Genomic DNA, 18,532 nt, shown 5'->3' on the forward strand with positions numbered 1-18,532 from the left:
TCCATTACCCCGGCGTTTCTTGAATCCCACCGCGTCCAAAGGCTGTGTTCCTCCATCACCACACAGCCGGGGTCCTCCTCCCGGCCAATCGGAAGGGGAGCACAGTGAAACTCATTATTGCAGCAATCAAGCCGTTCAAGCTCGAGGAGGTGCGCGAAGCGCTCACCGCAATCGGCGTGCGCGGAATGATGGTGACCGAGATCAAGGGCTTCGGCTCGCAGTCCGGCCACACCGAAATCTATCGTGGCGCAGAATATGCCGTGAATTTCGTGCCGAAGATCAAGCTCGAGATCGTCGTCGCCGCCTCGATGGCCGACCAGGTTGTCGACACCATCCAGAAGACTGCCAAGACCGACAAGATCGGCGACGGCAAGATCTTCGTTCTCGACGTCGCACAGGCCGTTCGCGTCCGTACCGGTGAAACCGACGGCGACGCGCTCTGAGCCCAGGTCCAAACAGGGAAAACAAGACGACATGAAACTTACCAAGTTCATTCCTGCGATTGCCGCGGCCGCCACGCTGGTCCCCGCTCTCGCTTTCGCGCAGGATGCCGCCGAGGCCGCCTCCGCGGCGCCGGGCGAGCAGACCGCCTATATTCTTACCACTGTCCTCTTCCTCGTGGGCGGCTTCCTGGTTTTCTGGATGGCCGCGGGCTTCGCCATGCTCGAAGCCGGCCTGGTGCGTTCCAAGAACGTCACCATGCAGCTGACCAAGAACGTGGCGCTCTTCTCTCTCGCCGCGATTCTCTATTACCTTGTCGGCTTCAACCTGATGTACCCGGGCGATGCCTGGATCATCCCGGGTGTGCTCGGCAGCTTCTCCATCACGTCGCTTGAGCCTGTTGGCCTGGCTGCGGAAGATGCAGCACTCGACTATGCTTCCGTCGGCTCCGACTTCTTCTTCCAGCTGATGTTCTGCGCCACCACCGCGTCGATCGTCTCCGGTACGCTGGCCGAGCGTATCAAGCTGTGGCCCTTCCTGGTCTTCACGATCATTTTGACCGGCTTCTTCTACCCGATTGAGGCGTCCTGGCAGTGGGGCGGCGGCTTCCTGTCCGAGATGGGCTTCTCCGACTTCGCCGGTTCGACCCTGGTGCACGCTGCTGGTGGTTTCGCCGCCCTCGCTGGCGCCATCATCCTCGGCCCGCGTATCGGCAAGTACAAGGACGGTCGCGTGCATCCGTTCCCGGGTTCCAACCTCGCGCTGGCCACTCTGGGTACGTTCATCCTGTGGCTCGGCTGGTTCGGTTTCAATGGCGGCTCGCAGCTGGCCATGGGCACCGTCTCTGACGTGACCGACGTTTCCCGCATCTTCGCCAACACCAACACGGCGGCTGCCGGTGGTGCCATCGCCGCGCTGATCATGACCCAGGTCATGTATGGCAAGGTCGACCTGACCATGGTCCTCAACGGCGCGCTGGCCGGCCTGGTGTCCATCACCGCCGAACCGCTGATGCCGTCGCTGACCGAAGCCACCCTGATCGGTGCGGTCGGTGGTGTGATCGTGGTCTTCGCGGTCCCGATGCTCGACAAGATGAAGATCGACGACGTGGTCGGCGCCATCCCGGTGCACCTGATCGCCGGCTTCTGGGGTACGTTCATCGTTGCCTGGTCGAACCCGGAAACGTCCTACATCACCCAGATCATCGGTTTCGCAACCATCGGCGCCTTCATGTTCGTTGTCTCCGCGATCATGTGGTTCATCCTGAAAGTCACCATGGGTATCCGCGTCGATCCGGAAGCCGAGATCAACGGTCTCGACATCCACGAACTGGGCATCGAAGCCTACCCCGAGTTCCACAAAGGCTGACCTCCCTTCCTGTCAGCCAAGACTGGCCCCGGATGCATCGCATCCGGGGCCTTTTTGTTCCCGGAAACGACCCTTCGGATCGTGCCTCCGGCGGAGGAATTTACTTGAAAGATGAAGAGCCAGGCGCGCTGTTCAGCCGTTCTTGCCAGGGACGCGAACCGTATTCCCGGTCGCCATGTCCGTGCCCATATAGGCCTGCCCCTCGTTCTTCCAGGCGGCGAACCCGCCGGCCATATGTGCAACCGGCGCAAAGCCCGCCTGCAGCGCGGCGCGGGCGACCTTTTCGGAACGGATGCCCGAGCCGCAATGGAAGACGATCCGCTTGCCTTCCTGCGAGGGCAGCCGTTCGGCTTCGAAGAAATGCATCGGCAGCAGCAGGGCGCCGCGAATGTGCTCGAAGGCGTATTCCTGGATGGTGCGCACGTCGATAATGGCGACTTCGCCGGCACGCATTGCCGTGGCGACCTCGTCGGGGGTCCAGGTTTCCAGGTCGCCGTACGGGGTGGATTCGATTTGCATGATCATCTCCTGAGCATGATGGAGGGGCTATGCTGCGAGATTTGGTCCCGCCTTGCCGGCGGGTCAATCAAAAAAGCTGTGTGTCAAATGTTCTTTTAGCCCAGAACCCGGGCAATGGCGCTCGCGGCAGGGCGGACCGTTTCCGCAACGAGGCCCGCCATGTTGATGCGGCCGTCGCCGATCATGTAGACAGCGTGGTCGCGGCGAAGCTGTTCGACCTGTTCCTCGCTGGCCGGCAGGCGCGAGAACATGCCCTTCTGGGAGAGGAGATAATCGAAGCGATCCGACTGCGTTTCCAGTTTCAGAGCCTTGGCGAGGGCCTCGCGCATGGCAAGGACGCGGTTGCGCATTTCACGCAATTCGTCTGTCCAATCTGCCCGAAGGGACGGGTCGGTGAGAATGTCGGTCACGACCCGGGCGCCATGATCGGGCGGGAAGGCGTAGGATTGCCGGTTGAGCCATGCCAGCGTTCCCTGAACCGCCAAGGTGATGGCCGGGGTTTGCGTAACGACGAGCAACAGGCCGACCCTGTCGCGGTAGAGCCCGAAATTCTTCGATGCGGATACGGTCAGCAGCAGTTCGGGCATGGCGGCAGCGAGCAGCCGCAGCCCGGCAACATCTTCTTCCAGCCCGAGCCCGAAGCCCTGATAGGCGAGGTCGACCATCGGAACCGCACCCGTCCGGGACAGGGTATCTGCAATCTCCTGCCAGTCCGGCAGGTCCAGATCGGTGCCGGTCGGGTTGTGACAACAGCCGTGCAACAGCACCACGTCGCCGCGCTTGACCGCCGCCAGATCGGAAAGCATCCCCTCCCGGTCCAGCCCGCCGGTCGCCGCATCGTAGTAGCGATAGGGTTGCCAGCGGATGTTCAGCGTGTCGAGAATTGCCTCGTGATTGGGCCATGTCGGCGCCGATGTGTGAACGGTCACGTCCGGGTTCTGCACCTTCAGCAACTCGAAGGCCTGCCGCACGGCGCCGGTTCCGCCCGGCGTGGCCAGCCCGGCGACGCGGTCGGCGGCAACGGAGTTGCCCAACGTCAGCTGTCGAAGGGCGGCGTGGAAGGCCGGATCGCCGGCGAGGCCGACATAGCCCTTGGTCGCCTGTTCTTCCAGCAACCTGCGTTCGGCTGCCTTCACGGCGGTCATGACGGGTGTAAGGCCCTCCGGCGTGCGATAGACGCCGACGCCGAGGTCGATCTTCCCTTCGCGGGGGTCGTCCGCGAACACCTTCATCACCCGGAGAATCTTGTCGGCCGCCGGAGCCTTGTGGGTTTCGAACATGGAAGTCCTCAGTCGGGGATGCGGCTGGCGTCAACGTCCCGTTTCAGGACGCGCCGGTGCTCGGTGCGCAGTACCGGATCGAATCCGCAGCGCTGGTAGGTCTGTAGCGCGCGGGGATGATCGAGCGTATTGGTGTTCACGGTGAGCTTCTTGACGCCCGGCAGGTCCCACGCGGTCAATACCGCGTTTTGCAACAGGAACCGGCCAAGGCCACGGCCGATCGCCTGCGGCACCAACCCGAAATAGGCCAGATGACAGATGCTCGGCTTGCGGTGGTCCAGCATGAAGAACCCATGCGGCCAGCCCTTGCGCATCAAGGTGTAGAGCGAGGTTGCCGGGTCGGCGAGCCACTCGGACAATTCGTCCTCAGTCTTGTCATGCATGTCTTCCCAGGCATAGTCCCGCCCCACGGCATCGTAGAGCATCAGAAAGAACCAGGCGGGCGGGGTGTCGGCCTTGAGCAACGAGGCGGGTTCGCCTGTTGGCTCGTGCGGCCAGCCATAGGAGGGCCGCTCGGTCATTTCCAGCCAGGTGACGGTGTACTGAATCTCGGTGCCGGCCGGAGTAATGCTCATCCCGTTGCGACCTTCAGATCGGAATAGGCGCCCCATTCCGCCCAGGACCCGTCATAGAGCGCGTTCTGGGTATGGCCGAGCCGTGTGAGTGCCAGCGAAATGACCGCGGCAGAAACGCCGGAGCCGCAGGTGGTGATGGCGGGCTTGTCGAGATCGACGCCGGCGCCGGTCAGGATGCGGCGCAGGGCGTCGGTGGATTTCATCGTCCCGTCATCATTGGAAAGCGACGCCCAGGGGATGTTGATCGAGCCGGGGATGTGGCCGGACGCAAGGCCCGGGCGCGGTTCTGGATCCACACCCTTGAAACGGCCCTCGGGGCGGGCGTCGAGGATCTGCCAGTCGCCCAGCTTGGCCGCGAGCGAAACCTGCGTCACGTCCTTGACCATATGCGACTGGCGGCGGACCGTGATGTGGCGCTCGCGGATCGTCGGCGGCATGTCTTCGATCTTCCGGCCCTCGGATTTCCACTTGGCGAAACCGCCGTCCAGCACGGCAATGTCGGAATGCCCCATGAGGCGGAACAGCCACCAGACCCGCGGGGCGGAGAAGATCCCCATCCCGTCATAGACGACAATCTGGTGCCCGTCGCCAACGCCCAGCTTGCGCATGCGGGAGATGAATTTTTCCGGCGGCGGAACCATGTGCGGCAGGCTGGAGCGCAGGTCCGAAATCTCGTCGATATCGAAGAACCGGGCGCCGGGAATGTGGCCCGCTTCGTACTCGGCACGCGCGTCACGTCCCATCGCGGGCAGATACCATGATGCATCCATCACCCGCAGGTCCGGATTGTGCAAATGGGCGTCCAGCCACTCGGTGCTGACAAGCGTTTTCGGGTCGCTATTGTCCATATCGGCCTCCCAGCTCGGCTCTCGTCCAAAATTGCTAAGCCCGGACGGGGGCGGGTGCAAGGGTAACCGGCCCGGCGGCGCTATTCTCCGTGCCGAAGAAGGCGCTGTTTCTGGCGGTTCCAGTCGCGCTTGGCCTCGGTTGCACGCTTGTCCTGGTTCTGCTTGCCCTTGGCGATGCCAATCTTGATCTTCGCCATGCCCTTGTGGTTGAAATAGAGCACCAGCGGCACGAGCGTCATGCCCTTGCGCTGCGTGTCATTCCACAACCGGCTGAGTTCCTTGCGCGAAACCAGCAGCTTGCGCCGCCGCCGCTCTTCATGGCCGAACATCGCGCGGTCATAAGGCGCGATATAGCTGTTTACCAGCCACAGCTCGCCGTTTTCCACCGCGGCATAGCTCTCGGCAATATTGGCCGAGGTCGTGCGCAGACTCTTCACCTCGGACCCTGTCAGGATAATGCCGCACTCTACGTCATCCTCGATGGCATAGTCGTAGCGGGCACGCCGGTTCTCGGCGATTACCTTGTAGTTGGGATTGTCCTTCGGTTTGGCCATGGTGCCGGGATATAGGCGCTTTGCAGGAGAGTTCCAAGAGAGGCTTTGCTGCACCGAGGTCGGTTGTCGGAGAAAGTACGGGCCTTTTCTTTCGAATGAAGGTCCGTGACGGGGTGGTTGCGGCGCTCTAGAAGATCTCCGGTAGCAGCCCCAATGCGGCGTCGGACGCCGAGCCCGCGTGTTTGTCTCTGGGCGGCCAGGGCCGGTCTTTCCACTCGGGAGAGAAGGTAAAGCTGGAAACGCTTCGACCGGCGACCAGCGCGCCGTTGCCCGTGCCGAGCGCGTAGTCGTAGTAGAGCTTGACGATCTCTTCCCGGGTTACCTGCCCGGTCTCCGGATGGGACATGCAGGCATCCTTCCAGACCCGCACGCGATCATATTCGGTGCCTTCGGGCAGGTCGAAGGCTTCGTAATAGTCCAGGAACCAGAAACGCTTGAAGATCGGAGTAAAGACGGCCTCCGCCAGACCGAATGCGTCGAAGAGGTAGGGACCTTCAGGGCTGTGCTCCAACAGGAAGCCGTTGATGTCTCGATAGAGCGCAAGAAGCTTTTCGTTGTGCTCTTCGCGCAGGGCCCGGTCTTGATTCATCACGAAGAGGTAACCGGCCATGGTGAAGGCGCCTTCACGGGCGATCAGCATGGATTCGACCGCATGTTCGCAGGGATCGACCCGGCGAAGCGGTCTGCCGGCTAGGGCCTCGTCGAAAAATCGCAGGATCACGAGGCTTTCCGTAAGGATCGTCCCGTTGGGCAATTCCAGCACTGGCAGCGCCGTGCTGCCTCGTGTCTTGGCCAAGAGGTCGGGTGCGCGTGGCCGGGTGATGTCCACGACACGAAACTCTACGGCGTCCAGCTGCCCGCGCAGCGCCAGCAGGATTTCCAGCCGTTGCGAGAACGGGCAGACCGGGATGTGGTAGACGACTGGCTTGGCGTTCATATCTGGTCAGTCCAGTGTTGTTCCGGTGACGGACAGATTCTTCCGGTGCGGGGATCCCGCAACCGCCGCGATCTCTCTTGTCAGTCAATCAGCCCTGCATGCTCCATCGCGGCGCGAATGGCGGCCTTGGTGCCGTCGGTCAGCCCGACCAGCGGCAGGCGTACATCCTCCGAACACTTGCCCAGCAGCGACAGGCCGTATTTGGCGCCCGCCAGCCCGGGTTCCAGGAAGATCGCCGTGTGCAGCGGCATCAGCAGGTCCTGGTACTCGAGCGCCTTCGCATAGTCCCCGGCGAGCGTCGCCGCCTGGAACTCGGCGCAGAGCTTCGGCGCCACGTTCGCGGAGACCGAGATACAGCCAACCCCGCCATGGGCGTTGAAGCCGAGCGCAGATGCGTCTTCGCCCGAGAGCTGCACGAAATCCTTGCCGCAGGTTTCGCGCTGCTTGCTCACGCGAGTGATGTCGCCGGTGGCATCCTTGACGCCTACGATCCGAGGCAGCTCCGCCAGCTTGCCCATGGTCGCGGGCGACATGTCCACGACCGAGCGGCCGGGGATATTGTAGATGATGATCGGCAGTTCGCAGCAATCATGCAGTGCCTTGAAATGCTCGTAGAGCCCGGCCTGGGTCGGCTTGTTGTAATAGGGCGTGACGATCAGCGCCGCGTCGGCGCCCGCCTCGGCCGCATGACGGATCAGCCCGATCCCTTCGGCGGTATTGTTCGACCCCGCGCCGGCAATCACCGGGATGCGACCGGCGGCGGCCTTGATCACCCGCTCGACAACTTCGCGGTGCTCGGCATGGGTCAGTGTGGGGCTCTCGCCGGTGGTTCCCACCGGAACGAGGCCGTTCGAGCCCTGTTCGACATGCCATTCAACCAGCGAATCGAGGGTCTCGAAATCCACCGCGCCTTTCTTGAACGGCGTGACCAGAGCGGGAAGTGAGCCTTTGAACATGATCTTTCTCCGTTTCCCGCGCCACGCGGCGCGTCAGGTGGCCCGGGACGGGCCGAGTCGTGTACGTAAATCGCGGCGGACCCTATAGGCAGGAAATCGCCTTGCCAAGTTTGTGAGTTGCGGATGCATGTGCGTGAGCTACTCTTGTTGCACGTTTTCCCGGTTAACTGCGATCAGGCCTCAAAATGCGCCTTCTTGTCGGACTCGCCCTGCTAGTCTGTATGCCCTTCTCGACCCTCGCCGCTCCCACCGAACAGGGGCAGGCGCTTGCCGAAGCGCTTGAACATGTCCGCACTGAGAACTGGCGCGCGGCGGCTGTTTCCGCGCGCCCCGCCGGCGACGAGGGGCGCGACATCGTCGAGTGGCATCGGCTGCGCAGGGGCGGGCAGGCCGAGTTCGACGCCTATCGGGACTTCCTTGCCCGCCGGTCCGACTGGCCGGGGCTGGACCTGCTGCGCACCCGGGGTGAGGGCTCCATCCCCGAAGACGCCGCGCCGCAGGAAGTGGTCGCCTATTTCGACGGGGATTTGCCGAACACCGGCACCGGCGTCCTGCGGCTGGTCGATGCCTATATCGCGTTGGACGAGCCGGGCGAGGCCAAGGCGACGGCGGTTCTGGCCTGGCACAGCCGGACCATGACCGCCGAGACAGAAGCCGCGCTTCTGGAGCGCTTCGGCGACACGCTGGCCGATCACCATGCGGCTCGGCTGGACGATCTGCTCTGGCGTGGTCAGGAGACGGCGGCGCGGCGCAACATCGCGCGGGCGCCGGAGGGCTGGGACAAGCTGGCGGAGGCGCGCCTGACGTTGGCAGCCCGCGCGCCGGGCGTGGATGCCCGGATCGAAGCGGTGCCGGACAAGCTGCAGGACGATCCCGGCCTGGCCTATGAGCGGTTCATCTGGCGGGCTCGAAAGGGGCGCCATGCAGAGGCCATGGCGCTTCTGGCGACCCGGTCCACCTCGCTCGAGGCGCTCGGCCGGCCCGAGGAATGGTCCAACTGGCGGCGCATCTATGCACGGCGCGCGTTGCGCGATGGCGAGGCGGAAACCGCTTATGTGCTGGCGAGCCGGCATTTCCTGGTCGAGGGCTCGGCCTTTGCCGATCTGGAATGGCTTTCTGGCTTCATCGCGTTGCGCTTCCTGAACGACCCGGAGCAGGCCCTGACGCATTTTGCCAGCTTCGAGACCGCGGTGGAGACCCCGATCAGCCTCGGTCGCGCCGGCTACTGGAAGGGCCGCGCCTATGCCGCGATGGAAGATACCGAAGCCGCCAAGCTCGCCTATGCCGACGGTGCACAGCACCAGACGAGCTTCTACGGCCTGCTCGCCGCCGAGGCGGCCGGCTTGCCGATGGACCCGACACTGGACGGCTCGGAGAGCTTCCCGCCTCTCGCCGAAAGCGACCTTCGCGGAAACTCCGTGCTTGTCGCCGGGCTGCTGCTGCTCGATGCCGGGAATCTGGTGCTGGCGGAGCGCTTTCTGACCCATCTGGTCGAGTCCCTTGATCGCGAGCGCGCTGGAACGCTGGCGGACCTCATACTGTCGCTGGAACAGCCCCATATCGCCCTGATGATCGCCAAACGGGCGGCCCGGAACCAAGTCGTTCTGCCAGCGGCCTATTTCCCGCTCAGTCCGCTGATGGAGCGCGATCTGCCGGTTTCAAAGGAACTCGCCCTCGCCATCGCCCGGCGCGAAAGCGAGTTCGACCCGGTCGTTGTCAGCCCCGCCGGCGCGCGCGGCCTGATGCAGGTCATGCCGGGCACGGCCAAGGATGTCGCTGGCGAACTGAAGATCCCCTATGACCGCGACGCGCTGACCCAAGACCCGACCTATAACGTGACGCTCGGTACGTCCTATCTCGCCGGTCTGATCGAGGTGTTCGGCCCTGCGCCTGTGCTGGTCTCTGTGGGCTACAATGCCGGGCCGGGCCGCTCGATTGACTGGGTCAAGGCGAATGGCGATCCGCGTGGGCAGGAAGTGGACGTAATCGACTGGATCGAGATGATCCCGTTCCGTGAAACCCGGAACTACGTGATGCGGGTAACGGAATCGATCATGGTCTATCGTGCGCGCCTGAACGGCGTGATGCCCTCGGTCAATATGATCGAGTTTCTGCGCAAAGGCTGACCGTCCGCAAAACCGGACCGGCATGCGCACCACTGCCGCGCCGCAGGCGCGGCCACCCCCAACCGCGGCCAAGCGCTTGCGCGCAGTGCCGTGGGCGGGAGCCCCCCCGGAGCCCTCAGCGCTGGCCTCGTTCGCGCAGCAGGGTGAAGATCCCGGCCGAAACGACGATCAGGGTGCCAGCCAGAACGTTGCTGCGCAGGGCTTCGCCGAAGATAACGACGCCAAACGTCGCCCCGAAGGCGAGATGCAGATAGGTGAAGGGCTGCACCGCGCTGGCTTCGGCGACTTCATAGCAGCGTATCAACAGGTAGTGCCCGAACGCGCCAGTTACGCAGAGCGCCGCCATCCAGCCCCAATTGCTCGTGGCCATCGGCTCCCAGTGAAATATCCCGATCGCCGTCATCACCACGGCACCGACCGTGCCGGTCCAGAAGAAGCTGGTTGACGACTTGTCCTTGCGGGCCGCCAGTCGGGTCAGCAGGCTGTAGATCGCGAAAAGCGTCGCCGAGCAAAGCGCGACGAGCGCGTAGGGAGAAAACACCCCGTGTCCCGGCTTCAGGATCACGAGGATCCCGACAAAGCCGATCCCGATCGCTGTCCAACGTCGCCAGCCCACCTGCTCTCCCAACACTGGCCCCGACAACGCCGCCACGATCAACGGGTAGCCGGCAAAGATGGCGAGGCTCTCGACCAGTCCGAGCAGCACGAAAGCCGTGACCATGACACAAACCTCGGCAGCGAGCAGCACGCCGCGCGTGATCTGCAGGACAGGCTGCACCGTCCTTGCCGCAGCACGCAGGCTGCCTTCCCGCCGCGCGGTGACGGTCATAACGAAGGCGGCAAAGAACCAGTAGCGGATCATCACCACCATCAAGACGTTGTACTCCGCCGCAAGGTGGCGCGAGATCCCGTCCTGGATCGCAAAGACAAAACAGGTGCACACCATCAGCAGGATGCCGAGCCGGTTGTTCTGTTCCTGGCTCATGGCCGCCTTCCGACGCTCATGTGGCGTTTGCGGCCGAAGCCGGGGAGGCGTTCCACTTCGAAGCCCGCCGCGGCGAGGGCGCGTCTCACGTCGCCCGCCGCGGTATAGGTGGCAAAACTGCCGCCTGCCGCCGTATGCGCCCCGACCTCCGTCATGAGATCGCTTTCCCATAGTTCCGGGTTCTTCGCCGGCGCGAAGCCGTCGAGAAACCACGCATCGGCGGCCCCGTCCCATTCCGGCAGGCGCTGCCGCGCATCGCCCACGATCATGCGTGCCGTGAGCGGGCCAATCCGGGCCTCGAACCCGGCCGGGTTCCAGGCATCAAGCAGCGCCCCGGCAAGCGGGGCCACTTCCTGAAAGGGCGCAAGCGCGCGCTTCAGATCCTCTTTGGGCAATGGATAGGCCTCGAACCCGGTATACCGAACACACTCCACCCCGGCCGCTTGCGCACACAGCGCCAGCGCCAGCAGGTTCAGCCCGGTGCCAACGCCCAATTCGGCCACATGAAACCCGGGGTGCAGCCGCGCGGGCAGGTCATTGCCGTCGAGAAAGACATGGCGTGTCTCGGCCAGCCCGTTTTCCAGCGAGTAATAGGGATCGTCGAAACGCGGCGAGACGGGAACGTCTCCGCTTTGCCAGATCACGCAGTTGCTCTGGTCCTCGTCTGTCATCTGTCCTAGATCCCGGCCTCAAACGCGCGGACAATGGGCAAGAGGTGAGACCTTGGCAAGGATCGACGTAACTATACGCGGCGCGGGCATCTTCGGGATGGCATGCGCCTGGGAAATGGTGCGCCGCGGCGCGAAAATCCGCGTGATCGACACCAAAGGCGTGTTCGCGGGCTGTTCCGGTGGGTTGGTGGGCGCGCTGGCGCCACATGTGCCGGAACGCTGGAACGCGAAGAAGGCCTTCCAGTTCGAAAGCCTGATCATGGCGGAAGAGTTCTGGCGCGATGTGTCGCAGGCCTCCGGAGAGGATCCGGGCTACGCCCGCACGGGCCGGTTGCAGCAGATCCTGGACGAAGAGGGGCTGACCCGCGCCCGCGAGCGTGCGCTGGAGGCTGAAACGCTCTGGCAGGGCAAGGCGGTCTGGAACGTGGTCCGGGCCGAGGAATTCGGCGATTGGGCGCCGGTCACACCGACCGGCTGGCTGATCCACGATACGTTGACCGCGCGGCTGCACCCGCGCAAGGCCGGCGCGGCGCTGGCCGCCGCCTTCGAGAGCGCAGGCGGCGAGCTGGTGATCGGCGAGGCTGAAAACGAGGGCGCGCTGCTCTGGGCGACGGGCGTCGAGGGCCTGTCCGACCTGAGTGCCGACATGGGCAAGACGATCGGCGCGCCGATCAAGGGGCAGGCGGCGCTGCTGAAACTCGACCGGCCTGATGCACCACAATATCTCGCCGATTCCACGCACGGCATTCCGCATGTTGACGGGACCTTTGCCATCGGCTCGACCACCGAGCGCGAGTATGACGACGCGTTCAGCACGGATTCCCAGATCGATGATGTGGTGGAACGCGCCAAGGCGGCCTGCCCGGCGCTGGCCGACGCGCCAATCATCGCCCGCTGGGCCGGCCTTCGTCCGCGCTCCCGGTCCCGCGCGCCAATCCTGGGCGCGTGGCCGGAACGCGACGCGCAATTCGTCGCCAATGGCGGTTTCAAGATCGGCTTCGGCATGGCGGCCAAGGTGGCGCAGGTGATGGCGGATCTGGTGCTCGAAGGAAAGGACGCGATTCCGGAAGGCTTCCGGGTCGAGGATAATCTCTGAACCGTCTGGAGACGGGTTTGTCAGCGATTGGAAATTGGGGGCTTTGCCCCCAAACCCCCAGGATATTTGTCGAAAGATGATTGCCAGTTGGATTTCCGGGCTGGGTCGATCAGCCGTGACTCGACTCTCCAACCGTGAATGATAAATTTAGAACAAATAGCGAACATGTAGATATCCCGATTCCCTCCATGACGACCAAGCGCATCCTTTCCCTGTGGTTCCCCCGCCTTGCAGCGGAGCGCGTTCTGCGGCTGGAGGCCGGCACGCTGGAGGGGCCCTTTGCCGTGGTGCGGGATGTGGGGAACATGCAGCTTCTGCATGCGCTGTCCGTGGAGGCGTCGCAGGCCGGGCTGGTGGAGGGGCAGCCGCTGCGCGATGCGCAGGCGATGTGCCCAGACCTGCTGACTCGGCTGTCCAATCCTCAGGCCGAGGCTGCTTTTCTGACCGTGCTGCGCCGCTGGGCAGGCAAGTTCTCGCCCTGGGTGTCGGAGGGGCAGGCGGCGTCGCTCATGGTGGATATCACCGGCTGTGCGCATCTTTTCGGTGGGGAGGATGTGCTGCTGGCGCAGGTCGAGGCGGAATGCGCCGATTTCGGCGTCACGGCCTGCGGCGGGATCGCCGACACGGTGGGCGCGGCCTGGGCGTTGGCGCGCTATGCCGGACGCGGCGCGGAGGCGGGCCGCTCGGGCGATGCGATCGACCAGGAGGCGCGCGCAACCCGCGCAAGGGCGGTGAAGCGGCGCCATTGGGAGCGCGGGGGCGCGACACCAAAAGCGCAATCGGCCGGGGAGGCAATGTCGCGCATCGCAGCGCCGGGGCAGACGCGCACCGCCCTTGCGCCGCTGCCGATCGCCGCGTTGCGCCTGCCGCAGGCCACGGTGGTGCAGCTCACCCGGCTCGGCCTGCGGCGAGTCGAGGAACTGGCCGGACAGCCGCGCGCCGGGCTCGCGCGTCGCTTCGGGCAGGAAGTGGTCCTGCGGCTCGATCAGGCGCTCGGGCTGGTGCCGGAGCCGGTCTCGCCGGCCCGCCCTCCGGATCATTTCGCCGTCCGCCTGACCTTGCCCGAGCCGATCGGGCTGGAGAAGGATGTGCGCGCCGGGCTGGACCGACTGCTGCCGGCGCTCGCGGAGCGGTTGCGTGCGCGTGGGCGCGGCGCGCGGCGGGTGCGGCTACAGGCCTTTCGTTGCGATCACACGATGCAGCCGGTGGAGGTGGGCCTCGCCCGCCCCTCGGCCGATCCGGAGCGGCTGCGCCCGCTGCTGGCGATGAAGCTCGGCGAGATCGAGGCGGGGCCGGGCATCGACGTGCTCCGGCTGGAGGCGCATGTGACCGAACCGGTCCACGCCACGCAGCATCGCGGCCATCTGGGCGCTGCGGCCGACGGGTTGGCGCGGCGTGGCCGGGCTGGGGCGGGCGTGGGACTCGATGACCTGATCGGGCGACTCGGGGCGCGGGTCGGGCTGGAGGCGATCACCCGGCTGCACCCGGCCGACAGCCATATCCCGGAAAAGGGCAGCAAGGTACTGGCTGCCGCCTGGTCGGAACCCGCGCGGGACTGGACGGCGCAGCCGCCGCTCGCCCGCCCGCTGCTGCTCTTTCGCCCCGAGCCGGTCCATGTGGACGCCGCGCCCACCCAGCCGGTGCGTCCGCCGGAGAGCTTCCGCTGGCGGCGGCGGCGTTTCGAGATCACCGGCGCGACGGGGCCGGAGCGGATCGCGCCGGAATGGTGGCTGGACGAGCCGGAATGGCGCTCGGGCACGCGCGATTACTGGCGGATGGAAGTTGGCAGTGGCGAGCGACTCTGGCTGTTCTATGCCCATGGCGGAGCGCTCTCGGCGGGGTGGTTCTGCCAGGGGAGTTTCGCGTGAGAACCGATCCGGCCAGACACGGAAAAAGCCCGGAGAAAAGCGAAAGACGGCATATGGACTTCCGGCAAAATGCCTCGGACGCCCGCTCGGAAACGAAACGGTCAAACATGGCTGGGTGAAGCAGTTGTGGGGCTTTCCGGTCTGGGCTAGTTAGCTGCCGAGCGTCTCATGGAGTGCGAAATGAAACAGAGGTTAGTTGGAACTTCCATTGGGCGTGCGCTACTGTGGGGGCGATCCTATCTCAACCTGCGCAGCATTTCGTTTTCCAATCCGGAGCAGGCGGCCGCGGTGAGCAACGCCATCCTGGCCGAACGGCTGCTCATAGGGCTTTGCCGGGGGAAATCTGTATTTCTTGACATTGGCGCGCATATTGGCTCCGTTTTTTCTGCTGTTCATTACGCTTTCCCGGATATCGAGATATTTGCCATTGAGGCCGAACCTGAAAAAGCGTCAGCATTGCGGGAAAGATTTCCCTATTGCTCCGTCATCGAGAAAGCCGTTGGAGAGGAAGCAGGAATTGCGACCTTTTTCATTTGCGAGAAGAAATCCGGCTATAACTCAATGGCAAAAAACATAGAAGACACGCGCGAAATCAATGTCCAGGTCGAAACTCTGGACCGCTTGTTTCCCAACGCGACGGTGGACGTTGTCAAGATCGACATCGAAGGCGCGGAGCTTGGTGCCTTGCGCGGCGGAGTGAAACTTCTTGAGCGCTCACGTCCGCTGATAATGTTCGAAAGCGCCGGTGTCGGTGACAATAGTCTGGGATATTCCGCTCAAGGCTTGTGGCAGTTTTTCGACGATCACTGCTTTTCGGTTTTCACTCCGGATCGCCTGGCCCATGACGCGCCAGCGCTATCTCAGGATGCCTTTCTGGATGCGCACCATTACCCCACGCGTTGTGTAAACTTTTTGCGGTTCCTGGCGAGAAACGAATCGAAATGAGAGATGCTGCGCGATCAGTTCTTGGCGTGAAGGTAAAAAACTGATTGGTGGCGATTTTTTACCGTCGGGGAAAATAGCCGAGTTGTGTTCTTTGGCGGCAGAGATGCGGGCAATACGGCGATGCCGGCCAAAACGCCAGAGACGTTACCTCGTGCTCTGCTGAATGCCCAATACGGTTGTGGCCGGTCTCACTCCACCGGCGCAACAGCACCCACGATCGGCCCCAGCGGGAAGCCGCTATCGGAGCGGCCAAGTGACGGCGCATGCAGACGCGAGACCTTGCCGTCGAAATAGAGCGCGTTCGGGGTTTTCAGCGCATCGCGGAAGAAGCGTCCGAAGCTGTCGAAATTCACCCGGTTGTCGGAAATGACGAAATGCACGGTCACGCCATCGGCTTCCACGCCGACCCCGTTGCGGATGTAACGGCTGGTCCCGTCGGGCAGGAAGCGGGGGTGCAGCGCGCCGTCGATCACCAGCATTGGGCCGGATTGCGTGGCGTAGACGCATTCGGGCGGGGCTGCCGCGTAGCGTCGGCTTTCGATGACCTCGGCCGAGTGGTCCCGGATGCAGAAGATGCCGTTCGGCAGCAGGCCGAAATTCCCCGGCCCGTCGCGTGTCACCAGCGGGCCGCTCTGCACGCCCCGTTCCAGGTAGAACCCGACCGGGCTGCGGTCGTCGTGATACATGCCGGCATTCATGGCAAAGGAGAGCTGCTTGCCCTCTGCGGCCAGCGCGGAGTCGATGCTGGAGAAACTTCCGAAAAGGTTCCCATCCGCATCGCTGTGAAACAGCCGGATCTCGTCCTGATCTGCCCGCAGGGTGCAAACGGTGTAGCGGTTGCCGTCATGGGCGATCTTGCGGCAATCGGGTTCGGCCTTGGCCGCAAGCGCGCCTGCGCAGAGCAGGATCAGCGCGGCACCGAGACGCCGCAAGGGCTCGTCAGGCATCGTCATCCTCGTGGGTCGCGGCGATATCGCGCTGTACGCGTTCTTCGGAGAACATCCGCCGCGTCTCGTCCATCCGGTCATAGGTGTCGTCCAGCACGAAGCGCAGTTGCGGCGTGTGTTTCAGCGCCAAACCCTTGGCCACGACCTTGCGCAGCTCGTAGCGGTTGCGAATCAGCGCTTCCATCGCCTCGTCCGCGCGGTCGCCGCCGAGCGGCATCACGTAGGCGGTGGCGATCTTCAGGTCGGGCGAGGTGCGTACCTCCGCCACGGTGATCGACAAACGGTTCAGGTCCGGGTCGTGCACGTCGCCATGGTTCAGGACATCGGCGAGCCTGCGACGGATCAATTCGCCCACTCGGAGCTGACGTTGCGACGGGCCGGACCCGCTATGAAACTTGTTCTTGGCCATGTCCTTCAACTAGGGCCCTGCGGCCCGCTGCGCAAGCAGGGCTTTGCGCGTGACGTCACGCTCGGCTAAACCGGGCGCAAGTTTCAGGAGGCAGGCAGATGAGCAATATATCGGGGATCGTGGTGATGGGCGCGTCGGGACGGATGGGGCAGATGCTCGTCCGCGAGGTCACGGCGCACCCGAAGATGAAGCTCGTGGGCGCCGTGGAGCGCGCGGGCCATGACTGGATCGGCCAGGATCTCGGCGCGGCGATGGGCGGGCGGCCCACCGGCCTCTTTGTCACCGACGATCCGCTGGAGGCGATGGCCGGCGCGCAGGGGGTGATCGATTTCACCACGCCGCAGGTGACGGTGGACCTGTCGGTGATCGCCGCGCAGGCGCGGGCGGTGCATGTGATCGGCACCACCGGCATGACCGATGCGGATATCGAGAAGCTCGACGCCGCTGCGCGCCATGCCGTGATCGTGCGAGCCGGCAATATGAGCCTTGGCGTGAACCTGTTGACGCAGCTCACCAAGCAGGTGGCGGCGGCGCTGGACGAGGAGTTCGACATCGAGGTGGTCGAGGCCCATCACCGCCACAAGGTCGATGCGCCCTCGGGCACCGCGCTGATGCTTGGGGAGGCCGCCGCCGAAGGCCGTGGGCTGGATTTCAAGGACAGCTACGTCGCCGCGCGCGATGGCATCACCGGCGCGCGGGCGCCCGGTTCCATCGGGTATTCGGCGATTCGCGGTGGCGATATCGTGGGCGAGCATGACGTGATCTTTGCCGGGGCCGGCGAGCGGATCGTGCTGCGCCACATCGCCTCGGACCGCGCGCTATTCGCCCGCGGTGCACTCAAGGCCGCGCTCTGGGGGCAGGACAAGATGCCCGGCCATTACTCCATGCTGGACGTTCTGGGGCTATGAGCTCTCTGCGCAGCCTCGGCCTGCGCAGCGACCTGATGGTGCTGCGTGGGGTGAGCGTGGTCGAGGACCATGCCGACCGGATCGTGCTGCGCACCCCGTCCCAGCCGGATTTTTGGTGCGGGAACATGGTCATCTTTCGCGCGCCGGGAATCGCTGCCGAGACGCAGATCGCGCAGTTCCGGGCCGATTTTCCGGAAGCGAAACACGTGGCGCTGGCGTGGGACAGTGGCGAGATGCCGTCGCCCGAGGAGGAGGCAAGCCTGAGGCAACTGGGCTTTGAGCCCGATCGGACCGATGTGCTGACGTTGACAGGACCCTTGGTTCGGACATTGCCGCCCGAAGGCATCATGATCCGTCCGCTGGAGCGAGAGAACGACTGGGCGCAGGTCATTGATTTGCAGGTCGAAATCGGCGTTTCGGATGGCTTCGAGCGCGCGAGCTACGTCGCTTACATCAAGGGACGTTTCGAGACACGCCGCCGGCAGGTTGCCGAGGGCTGGGGCCGTTGGTTTGGCGCCTTTGAGGGCGATCTTCTGGTGGGCGATCTCGGTATCTTCGTTGGCGACGGGCTTGCACGGTTCCAGGATGTCGAGGTGCGCGAGAGCCACCGGCGGCGCGGGATCTGTGCGGCGATGGTTTCGGCCGGGCTGAACTGGGCGGCGGCGCACGATCCGGAGGCCTTGCCGGTCATCCTGGCCGAGACCAATGGCGCAGCGGGCCGAATCTATCGCCGCTGCGGTTTCGCGCCCGTCGAATGCGAATTCATGGCGATACGCCCGCCCGAGGGAGCGAAACGACCGGCCCGCGAGGCTGCCGACTAGAAGTCGATCGCAAGCCCCTTCTTCTCCCAGTCGCCATACCGGATGGGTTCAAGGCCCTTGATACGGCCGCCCAGTTCCGTGGGCATCTCTTCCGCTTCGGCTTCTGCCTTGGCCCGTCGTTCCTCGGCCTCTTCCAGCGCACGCAGAGCGGCGGGCGGAAGCGCCTTGCGGCGTTCGGCCTCTGCCTCGGCGGCGGCAACGGGGTCGATTTCCTGCGGTTCCTGAACCGGCTCCTGCGTGTCGTCACTCATGCGCTTGTCCTTGTCGATGATCCAAGG

The 18,532-nt window shown here is 64.4% G+C and carries 20 protein-coding genes; 8 read left to right on the forward strand and 12 right to left on the reverse strand.

Annotated elements, in window-relative coordinates; translation table 11 throughout:
- Positions 1-104 precede the first annotated feature (104 nt).
- Complete coding sequence (locus tag AX756_RS14885) at positions 105-443, forward strand: P-II family nitrogen regulator (RefSeq protein ID WP_068313054.1); 339 nt, start codon at positions 105-107, stop codon at positions 441-443.
- Between the two features lie 31 nt (positions 444-474).
- A complete protein-coding gene (locus AX756_RS14890; protein WP_068313057.1) occupies positions 475-1,809 on the forward strand; it encodes an ammonium transporter in 1,335 nt (444 codons plus the stop codon).
- A 132-nt stretch (positions 1,810-1,941) separates the two neighbouring features.
- Here AX756_RS14890 and AX756_RS14895 read toward each other — a convergent pair whose 3' ends face one another.
- The 7 genes from AX756_RS14895 to dapA all read right to left on the reverse strand — a co-directional run bounded on the left by AX756_RS14895 (position 1,942) and on the right by dapA (position 7,478).
- Positions 1,942-2,328 (reverse strand): rhodanese-like domain-containing protein, encoded by a 387-nt coding sequence (locus tag AX756_RS14895; RefSeq protein ID WP_068313060.1) that lies wholly within the window; start codon positions 2,326-2,328, stop codon positions 1,942-1,944.
- Positions 2,329-2,423: 95 nt separating this feature from the next.
- Entirely contained in the window at positions 2,424-3,608 is a 1,185-nt protein-coding gene (locus AX756_RS14900) for an amino acid aminotransferase (RefSeq protein ID WP_068313063.1), read from the reverse strand.
- Positions 3,609-3,616: 8 nt separating this feature from the next.
- On the reverse strand, positions 3,617-4,183 hold the full coding sequence (locus tag AX756_RS14905; RefSeq protein WP_082739124.1) for a GNAT family N-acetyltransferase: 567 nt from the start codon (positions 4,181-4,183) through the stop codon (positions 3,617-3,619).
- Positions 4,180-5,031, reverse strand: coding sequence for a 3-mercaptopyruvate sulfurtransferase (gene sseA / locus AX756_RS14910; protein ID WP_068313066.1), 852 nt, complete (start codon positions 5,029-5,031; stop codon positions 4,180-4,182). Before sseA ends, AX756_RS14905 begins: the two co-directional genes overlap by 4 nt.
- An 80-nt stretch (positions 5,032-5,111) precedes the next feature.
- The gene (gene smpB / locus AX756_RS14915) at positions 5,112-5,585 is read right to left on the reverse strand and encodes an SsrA-binding protein SmpB (RefSeq protein ID WP_068313069.1); all 474 of its coding nucleotides are present in this window, start codon (positions 5,583-5,585) and stop codon (positions 5,112-5,114) included.
- 127 nt (positions 5,586-5,712) lie between these two features.
- Complete coding sequence (locus AX756_RS14920) at positions 5,713-6,522, reverse strand: glutathione S-transferase family protein (protein ID WP_068313072.1); 810 nt, start codon at positions 6,520-6,522, stop codon at positions 5,713-5,715.
- Between the two features lie 80 nt (positions 6,523-6,602).
- A complete protein-coding gene (gene dapA / locus AX756_RS14925) occupies positions 6,603-7,478 on the reverse strand; it encodes a 4-hydroxy-tetrahydrodipicolinate synthase (protein WP_068313076.1) in 876 nt (291 codons plus the stop codon).
- A 185-nt stretch (positions 7,479-7,663) separates the two neighbouring features.
- Between dapA and AX756_RS14930 the strand changes: the two genes are divergently transcribed.
- Complete coding sequence (locus tag AX756_RS14930) at positions 7,664-9,604, forward strand: lytic transglycosylase domain-containing protein (RefSeq protein WP_068313079.1); 1,941 nt, start codon at positions 7,664-7,666, stop codon at positions 9,602-9,604.
- Between the two features lie 115 nt (positions 9,605-9,719).
- Here the strand turns inward: AX756_RS14930 and AX756_RS14935 are convergent, their stop codons facing one another.
- Positions 9,720-10,589: a DMT family transporter gene (locus tag AX756_RS14935; RefSeq protein ID WP_068313082.1), complete on the reverse strand. Its 870-nt coding sequence runs from the start codon at positions 10,587-10,589 to the stop codon at positions 9,720-9,722.
- Positions 10,586-11,260, reverse strand: a complete 675-nt coding sequence (mnmC2, locus tag AX756_RS14940) for a tRNA (5-methylaminomethyl-2-thiouridine)(34)-methyltransferase MnmC2 (RefSeq protein ID WP_068313085.1) — start codon at positions 11,258-11,260, stop codon at positions 10,586-10,588. Before mnmC2 ends, AX756_RS14935 begins: the two co-directional genes overlap by 4 nt.
- 52 nt (positions 11,261-11,312) lie before the next feature.
- Between mnmC2 and AX756_RS14945 the strand changes: the two genes are divergently transcribed.
- The 3 genes from AX756_RS14945 to AX756_RS14955 all read left to right on the forward strand — a co-directional run bounded on the left by AX756_RS14945 (position 11,313) and on the right by AX756_RS14955 (position 15,169).
- Entirely contained in the window at positions 11,313-12,356 is a 1,044-nt protein-coding gene (locus AX756_RS14945) for an NAD(P)/FAD-dependent oxidoreductase (protein ID WP_068313088.1), read from the forward strand.
- 188 nt (positions 12,357-12,544) lie between these two features.
- Complete coding sequence (locus AX756_RS14950; protein ID WP_068313091.1) at positions 12,545-14,224, forward strand: Y-family DNA polymerase; 1,680 nt, start codon at positions 12,545-12,547, stop codon at positions 14,222-14,224.
- A 180-nt stretch (positions 14,225-14,404) separates the two neighbouring features.
- Positions 14,405-15,169, forward strand: coding sequence for an FkbM family methyltransferase (locus AX756_RS14955; protein ID WP_163886811.1), 765 nt, complete (start codon positions 14,405-14,407; stop codon positions 15,167-15,169).
- Positions 15,170-15,357: 188 nt separating this feature from the next.
- Here the strand turns inward: AX756_RS14955 and AX756_RS14960 are convergent, their stop codons facing one another.
- The gene (locus tag AX756_RS14960) at positions 15,358-16,116 is read right to left on the reverse strand and encodes a phosphodiester glycosidase family protein (protein WP_156461513.1); all 759 of its coding nucleotides are present in this window, start codon (positions 16,114-16,116) and stop codon (positions 15,358-15,360) included.
- Complete coding sequence (rbfA, locus tag AX756_RS14965; protein ID WP_068313105.1) at positions 16,109-16,525, reverse strand: 30S ribosome-binding factor RbfA; 417 nt, start codon at positions 16,523-16,525, stop codon at positions 16,109-16,111. Before rbfA ends, AX756_RS14960 begins: the two co-directional genes overlap by 8 nt.
- 98 nt (positions 16,526-16,623) lie before the next feature.
- Here rbfA and dapB point away from each other — a divergent pair, with 98 nt between their 5' ends.
- On the forward strand, positions 16,624-17,433 hold the full coding sequence (dapB, locus tag AX756_RS14970) for a 4-hydroxy-tetrahydrodipicolinate reductase (RefSeq protein ID WP_068313107.1): 810 nt from the start codon (positions 16,624-16,626) through the stop codon (positions 17,431-17,433).
- Positions 17,430-18,254, forward strand: coding sequence for a GNAT family N-acetyltransferase (locus AX756_RS14975; protein ID WP_068313110.1), 825 nt, complete (start codon positions 17,430-17,432; stop codon positions 18,252-18,254). The genes dapB and AX756_RS14975 overlap by 4 nt, the downstream gene beginning before the upstream one ends.
- Here the strand turns inward: AX756_RS14975 and AX756_RS14980 are convergent.
- Positions 18,251-18,505 (reverse strand): DUF1674 domain-containing protein, encoded by a 255-nt coding sequence (locus AX756_RS14980; RefSeq protein WP_082739128.1) that lies wholly within the window; start codon positions 18,503-18,505, stop codon positions 18,251-18,253. The genes AX756_RS14975 and AX756_RS14980 overlap by 4 nt on opposite strands.
- Positions 18,506-18,532: the final 27 nt, after the last annotated feature.

This window comes from Aliiruegeria sabulilitoris, from assembly GCF_001558155.1.
GTDB lineage: Bacteria > Pseudomonadota > Alphaproteobacteria > Rhodobacterales > Rhodobacteraceae > Tropicimonas > Tropicimonas sabulilitoris.

Coding starts and splice junctions, on each gene's coding strand:
- AX756_RS14890 (WP_068313057.1), top strand. CDS start 475: ATGAAACTTACCAAGTTCATTCCTGCGATTGCCGCGGCCGCCACGCTG.
- AX756_RS14895 (WP_068313060.1), bottom strand. CDS start 2,328: ATGCAAATCGAATCCACCCCGTACGGCGACCTGGAAACCTGGACCCCC.
- AX756_RS14900 (WP_068313063.1), bottom strand. CDS start 3,608: ATGTTCGAAACCCACAAGGCTCCGGCGGCCGACAAGATTCTCCGGGTG.
- AX756_RS14905 (WP_082739124.1), bottom strand. CDS start 4,183: ATGAGCATTACTCCGGCCGGCACCGAGATTCAGTACACCGTCACCTGG.
- sseA (WP_068313066.1), bottom strand. CDS start 5,031: ATGGACAATAGCGACCCGAAAACGCTTGTCAGCACCGAGTGGCTGGAC.
- smpB (WP_068313069.1), bottom strand. CDS start 5,585: ATGGCCAAACCGAAGGACAATCCCAACTACAAGGTAATCGCCGAGAAC.
- AX756_RS14920 (WP_068313072.1), bottom strand. CDS start 6,522: ATGAACGCCAAGCCAGTCGTCTACCACATCCCGGTCTGCCCGTTCTCG.
- dapA (WP_068313076.1), bottom strand. CDS start 7,478: ATGTTCAAAGGCTCACTTCCCGCTCTGGTCACGCCGTTCAAGAAAGGC.
- AX756_RS14930 (WP_068313079.1), top strand. CDS start 7,664: ATGCGCCTTCTTGTCGGACTCGCCCTGCTAGTCTGTATGCCCTTCTCG.
- AX756_RS14935 (WP_068313082.1), bottom strand. CDS start 10,589: ATGAGCCAGGAACAGAACAACCGGCTCGGCATCCTGCTGATGGTGTGC.
- mnmC2 (WP_068313085.1), bottom strand. CDS start 11,260: ATGACAGACGAGGACCAGAGCAACTGCGTGATCTGGCAAAGCGGAGAC.
- AX756_RS14950 (WP_068313091.1), top strand. CDS start 12,545: ATGACGACCAAGCGCATCCTTTCCCTGTGGTTCCCCCGCCTTGCAGCG.
- AX756_RS14955 (WP_163886811.1), top strand. CDS start 14,405: ATGAAACAGAGGTTAGTTGGAACTTCCATTGGGCGTGCGCTACTGTGG.
- AX756_RS14960 (WP_156461513.1), bottom strand. CDS start 16,116: ATGCCTGACGAGCCCTTGCGGCGTCTCGGTGCCGCGCTGATCCTGCTC.
- rbfA (WP_068313105.1), bottom strand. CDS start 16,525: ATGGCCAAGAACAAGTTTCATAGCGGGTCCGGCCCGTCGCAACGTCAG.
- dapB (WP_068313107.1), top strand. CDS start 16,624: ATGAGCAATATATCGGGGATCGTGGTGATGGGCGCGTCGGGACGGATG.
- AX756_RS14975 (WP_068313110.1), top strand. CDS start 17,430: ATGAGCTCTCTGCGCAGCCTCGGCCTGCGCAGCGACCTGATGGTGCTG.
- AX756_RS14980 (WP_082739128.1), bottom strand. CDS start 18,505: ATGAGTGACGACACGCAGGAGCCGGTTCAGGAACCGCAGGAAATCGAC.